We start from the raw sequence: 7,334 nt of genomic DNA, 5'->3' as shown, positions 1-7,334 counted from the left end.
TGACGGCCCAGGTAATCATCAGGGACTTTTCCTTTTCATCATAAATCAAAATTTTCCATTCTATTCTCTGGTCGCAGGGTTGTTCGTCCAGATATAAACACTCCAGATAATTCCCGGCAGCAGAAAGAGCATGGCAAGCCGCATCATCACCAGTCTCGGATCAAGGCCGTGGCCAAGGGCGGCGCCGGTAAAATAGGTTGAAAGACTTAAGATCAGGGTGAGCAGGCCCATTTCCGCGGCAAAGACCCTTCCCCGGAATTCATCCGGCACCGTGCGCTGCAGAAGATTGGTGCTGAACACCCATTGTACCGAGCCCCCCAGATGACCGATGAATACAAAGGGTATGGCGGCAAGCAGGCTCTGGGCCTGGCCGAAAAGCATGTAGGCCCCTGATGCCACGAAAAAGGAAAGGCCGATTGCCCGGTACATTTCATTGCGCGTCTCACCCAGATAGCGCCAGGCAAGGATCGGCCCCAGCGCCGCGCCGACTCCGCGGATACTGTACAGTATGCCGCTGCCGGCTCCCGGCCCGTGGGTTGGAAACACCTCCTCGCCAAAGACGGTGAGCATCACGAGAATTCCGCCGGAAATAGCCCAGCCACTCTTTACCAGAAGCAGGGCGGCAACCTTCTTATCCGATGCAACATATTTCAAGCCCTCATGAAGATCGTTGAGCCCGGTGTAATCCTTCCAGGTCAGTTTCTTTTCCGGTCGTTTTTTAAGGGGAGGCAGAACCAGTCCTTTTAAAAGCCCTGCAGAAACCAGAAATGTTACTGAATCAATGATGATTGCTGTCTGCCAGCCCAGCAGGGCAGTGACTAAACCACCGAGACCGGCGCCGAAAGCCAGCATCAGCGACCAGGTGGCACCTCCCAGGGCATTGGCAATGTTTAATTCCTCCGGACGGCAGAGGTTTGGGATCGTTGCCCGGCGGGCCGGGTCATAGAAGGTCCAGATGGATTCCTGGATCAGGGCCAGCACATAGACCAGCCAGACGTGCTCCGGTTTGTCCACCAGGAGAAAACAAAGCACCACCGCGACCCTTGAAAGATCACTCAGAATCATGATCATTTTACGGGAGAAGCGGTCGGCAATAACCCCAGCCGCAGGACCGAGAATTGTGGTGGGGATAAATTTTGCGATGAGAAACCAGCTCACTGCGGCGCCTGATCCGGTGAGCTTGGTCAGCAGCACGAAAATGGCGATATAATTGAACCAGTTGCCCATCTGGCTGATGATCCCGGCAAGCCAGAGTCTTCTGAACTGATGATTTTCTGAAAACAGCGTGACGTATGAACGCCAGTCACTGACTGAAAGATGCGGTGCGGTATGTTTCTTTTCAGTTATCATTATCTTTCGATATAATCCCAAAAAATGGTGAAATGTTTAACTGCCCGAATCTGCTCAAAAGATAGCCGGGTGCTTTGGCAAAGCCCGGCAGGAGTATGCTGGTGCCGTCTGGGAATTTCTCACAATATACGATAAGTTTCATGAGGAAGAAATCAACAAAGAGAAATTTGCCTTTTTCATTTGACCATGAAGGGTATTTTTCTTAGTATTGTCTGGTCACTTGTGGCTACCGCCGCTCTCAGAAAATGATCAAGGTGAGAATTGTTAAGCGGCACGTTTTTATAAATCATATACTGCAGGGGTTAAAGAATGAATACAGCTTTGGGCATTACGGTCAGCAGGCATATCCTGGACAGTCAGCATCTTCATCCTCAGGCAACCGGTGATCTTTCCGGCCTGTTGATGGAGCTGATCGTTGCGGCCAAAAGAATTTCTGCAGAAGTAAACATGGCGGGCCTGGCGGATGTTCTGGGAATGGCCGGCAAGACCAATATCCAGGGCGAACAGGTCCAGAAGCTTGACGATTTCGCCAACAACACCATCAAAAGAAGAATGGCCCGTTGCGGTTACCTCTGCATCATGACCTCGGAAGAGGAGGCGGACGCCATTCCGGTTGTCGAAGGCTATGAAGGCAAATATACCCTGGCCTTCGACCCCCTTGACGGCTCTTCCAATATTGATGTGAATGTCAGCATCGGCACGATTTTTTCAATCCACCGAAGAAATGGCGACGACGGCCCCGGCACAGAAGATGACCTGCTCCAGAAAGGCGCCAAACAGGTAGCAGCCGGATATATTATTTATGGATCAAGCACCATGCTGGTCTTTACCACCGGTCACGGTGTACAGGGTTTCACCCTTGATCCCAGCGTCGGGGAATTCTATCTTTCCCATCCCGAAATCAGAATTCCTCCAAGGAGCAAGTATTTCAGTGTCAATGAGGGGAATTACCAGTTCTGGGAAGAAAATATGCAGCGCTATGTTGATTACCTCAAAGAAAACGACAAAGAGACCAACCGTCCATTGAGCTCCCGGTATATCGGTTCGCTGGTGGCAGATTTTCACCGGAATCTGATTGCCGGCGGCATTTTTCTGTACCCCCGGGACAAAAAAACTCCTTCAAAACCTACGGGCAAACTTCGTCTGCTTTATGAAGCTTCACCATTGGCTTTTGTGGTTGAGCAGGCAGGAGGACGGGCAATCACCGGCGATGGCCGTGAGATTATGGAGATAGAACCGGAATCGTTGCATCAGCGGGTGCCGTTGATCATCGGCTCGAAATACGATGTGGATGTTGCAGAGGAATTTTTGTCCGGCAAAAGGTAATTAGTATTAGTCCTGCGTCAAGGATAAAACCACCGTCATCAGACGGTCAGCTTTGAGCCTGTAAATACTATGAGTTACAGGCACAGAGGCAGAAGGCAGAGGGCACAGACAAAAAGGAATAAAGCAATAGCATACGAAGAAATAACGGCACTGAATGCCTGTCGATCCAGGAGGTGCAAGTTTTTTTACACTTTGTGCCTTCTGCCTCTGTGCCTCTCGCAATCGACTTCAGCGATCGTTGTTGACTTACCCGTGCCTCATGCAAATAAATTTGAAAAAGACATCATTTCAAAGGGTTCGACGATCCTCATAACCCTTCTGCCGAGCGGATGATTTTGAAATAAGTATCATATACCTCGCTTTTAGCGGCAACAAAGTTGTATTTCGCCCTTGAAAGATTGGAGATGGCATCCAGCAGGTCGGACTCTTTTGCAAGGCCTTCCTCGTATGAGAGTCTGGTGATGCGGAGATTCTCTTCCGCCTGTTCGATACTGCTCTCGCTGACTATTACGTTACTGGAACTCACCTGATAATCCAGATACAGATTTTTCAGCCCGGTGGTCAGGTCGCGGCTCAGTTCTTCGAGATCATAACGCAGCGTTCTTGTCTCCAGGGTCGCCTTGTTGACCCTGGATTTTTTACCGAAGCCGTCAAAAATATTCATCGACAAAACGAGCTGGGTGCGGATTTCTTCGCTGGGGGAGTTGCCTGAGCCGATGATATAGTCGTCGTCGTATTTCTGGTAACTGCTCTTGAGGTCAAGGGAGGGGTAATAGCGGGATTTTTCTGCTTTTATGCCCAGCTCGGAGGCTTCAATGGTTTCTTTGAGTAATTGGATCGAGCTGTTGCTGGAAAGCATTTCAGCCTCGTATTCCCCATGTCCGGCAAGTTTCGGCAGCTCAGTAAATTCGTGAAAAGTCAGTTCGTCGAGATTCACCGTCGTATCGATTTCCCTTTGCAGCAGAAAAACACTTTTATCAACCCCGGCCCGCGCCTTTTTTCGGGTTATCTCGGCATTATCAAGGTCGACTTTGAATTTAAGCAGTTCATTCTTTTTTATGAGTCCGACTTCAAACCGGTTTTTGGCGTCCTCATGCATTTTGGAAAGGGTCGCATAAGAGTCTTCCGAAACCTTGAGGTTGGCCTGGTTGTGATAAATCGACAGATAGCGCAGAGCGACATTGAGTTTGATGTCCTGCTCAATCCCCTGAAGTTTAAATGCTTCGGCATTGCTCAATAACTGCGCCGAACGGATGCTGTACTTGTCACGGAATCCGGCAAATATATTCCAGGAAACTGCCCCGTAGGCAACGCTGTTCTCCTTCTGCTCAAAAAGGCTGTCTTCATCAAGCATTGTGGCAGTGTAGCCGAGATCCAGGGAAGGGTAATAACCGCTTTTGGCAATGGATTCCACGTCATCGCTTTTTTCGAGATTGGTCTTATATTTTTCAATTACTTTACGATTCTCGAGGGCGGTTTTCTGAAGCTCGGAGAGATGCGCGCCATAAGCAACATTACTGGATAATAATATGGCCAGGATACAATTAAGCAGTTTCATTGGATCGACTCCTTTCAAACTTTATAATAAAAGCCAGCAGGGCAGGGATGACAAAAAGGGTAAGGATTGTCGACAGCGCCAGACCTCCAAGGAGAACACTGCCAAGCCCCCGATACAGTTCACTCCCGGAACCGGTTGAAAGAACAAGGGGCATCATGCCCAAAACACTGGTGGTGGCGCTCATGAAAATCGGTCGGATTCTGGTCTGCACCGCGTCGGATATTGCAGGGATACCTACGAGGCCGTTATAACGCACGTTATTCAATGACTGGTGGACAATAAGGATGGCATTGTTGACCACCGTACCGATAAGGATAATAAAACCCAGCATGGTGAGAACATCAAATCCCTGGGGTGCAATAAAGGCATTGACTGCGCTTAAACCTGCAAAGCCTCCTGCTGCGGCTAACGGCACGCTGAATAAGATGACCAGGGGATACAGGAAATTTTCAAACAGCGCTGCCATCAGAAGATAGGTGATGAGCAGCGCCAACAGCAGGTTCCACTGCAAGGCAAGGCGTGTTTCGTCAAGTTTGTCGGCATTGCCGCCCACTGTCACGTTAACGTTATCCAGCATGCCTCCCTGCTGCAGGGGAGCCAGGATGTCATTTTCAATGATCTCCATGCTGCGCTGCAGGGGCAGGTCTGCTGGAGGTGTCACCTGAAGGGTGATGGTCCGGTCCCGTTCCAGATGATTGATCTGCGGCATGCCCTGGCCGTATTCTATGGTTGAGACATCGGCAATCCGGATCAGGTTGCCGTAGCTGTTGACTATGGTGCCGTTCAAGATATCCTCCGGTGTCTGGTATTTCAGGTCATTGCCTTTGAGTACGAGGTCGATCTGTTTTATGCCTTCCGGGCGGTATTCATCAATTTTACGTCCGTCCATCAGGACATCTGCATAGACCCCGAGATCATCTTCCGAAAGTCCGTTGGCCGCAAGTTTTTCCTTGTTGGGGATGATTTTTACTTCCGGATAGCTCGTTTCAAGGGACGGTATGGGACGGGTCTGCGCCCCTGGTATCTTCTGGGGTATGACGCCAAACATCAGGGTCTGGGCAACCTTGACAATCTCATCGATATCCTTGCCGGAAATGTTTATATCAACCGTCCTGCCTTTACCGAGGCCGGACTCGAAAATTCCGGCCTGGATACTTACCCCGAAAATACCGGGAATGGAATTCATGATGCGGGAAAAAAGGGGGATCATCTCCTTGGCGCGGGTTTCGTGGACGCCGATCCCTCCGAAGAGATTGAAGCGCTCGGCCCCCACATAAAACATGTTTTTAAGCTGCGGGATACCGTCCTTGCCGTCTTCCTTGAAATAGGGTTCTGCTTCCTTGTAAATGTATTCTCCCATTTCCTTGAGCTTGTCCACCGAATATCCAGGTGGCGGGATCAGAATGTTCAGAATAAGATTTCTGTTTCCCTGGGGCAGGTATTCCGCCGAGGGGATCAGCAGGTAGGCCGAAAGTATTGATAACGAGGTGAAAACGATGATCGTTGTCAGGCGCATGAAAGTATTTTTCAGAGAAAAAGCGGATAATTTCATAATCATCGAGGCGATTTTTGAACCGACAATGCTTTTCTGAAATTTCGACGTGCTGTTTTTCTTTCGTTTGTAGAACTGATGGATAAGGGTTGGAATCACCGAAATCGACACGAAAAGGCTTAATATAATTGAAAAGGTGATTGCGATGGCAATGTCTCTGAACAGCTGCCCTGCCTCTTCCTGGATGAAGATTACCGGCAGGAACACGGCAACCGTGGTCAATGAGGAAGCCAGCACCGCCCCCCAGACTTCCTGTGCTCCGTCATATGCCGCGGACAAAGCGTCTTTACCCATTTTTCGATGGCGGTCGATATTCTCAAGAATAACAATGGAATTATCCAGCAGCATGCCCACGGCAAAGGAAATCCCCGCAAGGCTTACAACATTGAGACTCCTGCCCATAAGCCAGAGGAAAATAAAGGAGCCGATGGCGGATATCGGGATGGCAATGGCAGTGGTCGCTGTAGAGGTAAGGCTTCGCAGAAAGAGGAGCAGCGCCGCGATGGCCAGCAGGCCGCCGATCAGGACGTTTTGTTTTACCAGGCCGATGGCGGTATTGATGTAGGGGCGCTGATCATATACCCAGTCGATGTACAGGCCATTTTCGGCAAGGATGCCGTTATTGAGCCAATTCACCTTTTCTTCCATTCTGTCGCTCAGGTCGAGAACATTGGCTCCCTGCTCTTTTTTGACCCCGACAACTATGCCTTGGATGCCGTCATGGAGTATGGAACCGTCTTCTTTTTTATAGCCCAGGTCGACTTCAGCCACATCCCGCAGATAGACCCGTTTTATCCCGTCATCAAAAAGCACCACGTCCATGGCATCTTCAGGGGATTGAAACTGGCTTACGGTACGGATGCGGTAATTCTTTTTGCCCATTCCCAGGACACCGGCGGAGATATTGCGGTTGGAATTCTGTATTGCCTTGGTGATCTGGCCGATGGAAATGTTATGGCGGGCCATTTTATTCATGTCGATGGTGATATGGAGTTCGTTTTCAGTGCCGCCGAAAACCAGCAGGGACCCGACCCCGGGAACTCGCTCAAGATGCTGCCGGACATTGTTTTCAAAAAAAGTTTTGAAGGTGTTGATATGCTGATCGTTTCCAGGCTTGGTCTTCAGGAAGGTCCAGATCACCGGAGAGCTCTGGGCTCCTGCTGCCTCGATTACCGGTTTGTTGGCATTGTCCGGGTAATTGGATACCTCATTCATTTTATTCGATACCCTGAGCAGTGCGTCATCAAGATCTGTGCCCAACCCGAAGGAAAGAGTTACTGAGCCGTAATTATTAAAACTCGAACTTTCCATCTCTGTAAGGCCCTGGAGCCCTTTTAAGACTTCTTCCTGTTTTTCAATTATTTCCTTTTCGATTTCATAGGGAGTTGCACCGCCCCAGACCGTGCTCACGGTAATCTGTGGGGTTTCCACATCAGGGGTGAGCTGAACAGGAAGTTTGTTCAAACCGAGAATCCCGAACATCACAATGAGAATCACCGCCACGGCAACAGTGACCGGTTTGCCAATGGAATATTTGATGATGTCCAT

Annotated in this window: 4 protein-coding genes; 1 reads left to right on the top strand and 3 read right to left on the bottom strand. The window is 49.7% G+C overall.

Annotation, left to right across the window (positions count from 1 at the left end; all coding sequences use genetic code 11):
- Positions 1–60: 60 nt before the first annotated feature.
- Entirely contained in the window at positions 61–1,350 is a 1,290-nt protein-coding gene (locus tag KKE17_09550) for an MFS transporter (protein ID MBU1710235.1), read from the bottom strand.
- 309 nt (positions 1,351–1,659) lie between these two features.
- Here KKE17_09550 and fbp point away from each other — a divergent pair, with 309 nt between their 5' ends.
- Positions 1,660–2,676, top strand: a complete 1,017-nt coding sequence (gene fbp / locus KKE17_09545) for a class 1 fructose-bisphosphatase (protein MBU1710234.1) — start codon at positions 1,660–1,662, stop codon at positions 2,674–2,676.
- 307 nt (positions 2,677–2,983) lie between these two features.
- On the opposite strand, the gene KKE17_09540 is transcribed toward fbp, so the two are convergent.
- A complete protein-coding gene (locus KKE17_09540; protein MBU1710233.1) occupies positions 2,984–4,234 on the bottom strand; it encodes a TolC family protein in 1,251 nt (416 codons plus the stop codon).
- On the bottom strand, positions 4,221–7,334 hold the full coding sequence (locus KKE17_09535; GenBank protein ID MBU1710232.1) for an efflux RND transporter permease subunit: 3,114 nt from the start codon (positions 7,332–7,334) through the stop codon (positions 4,221–4,223). The genes KKE17_09540 and KKE17_09535 overlap by 14 nt, the downstream gene beginning before the upstream one ends.

The sequence above is a fragment of the Pseudomonadota bacterium genome (genome assembly GCA_018823135.1).
Classification (GTDB): Bacteria; Desulfobacterota; Desulfobulbia; order Desulfobulbales; family CALZHT01; genus JAHJJF01.
This window is presented reverse-complemented; position numbering and strand designations above follow the sequence as displayed.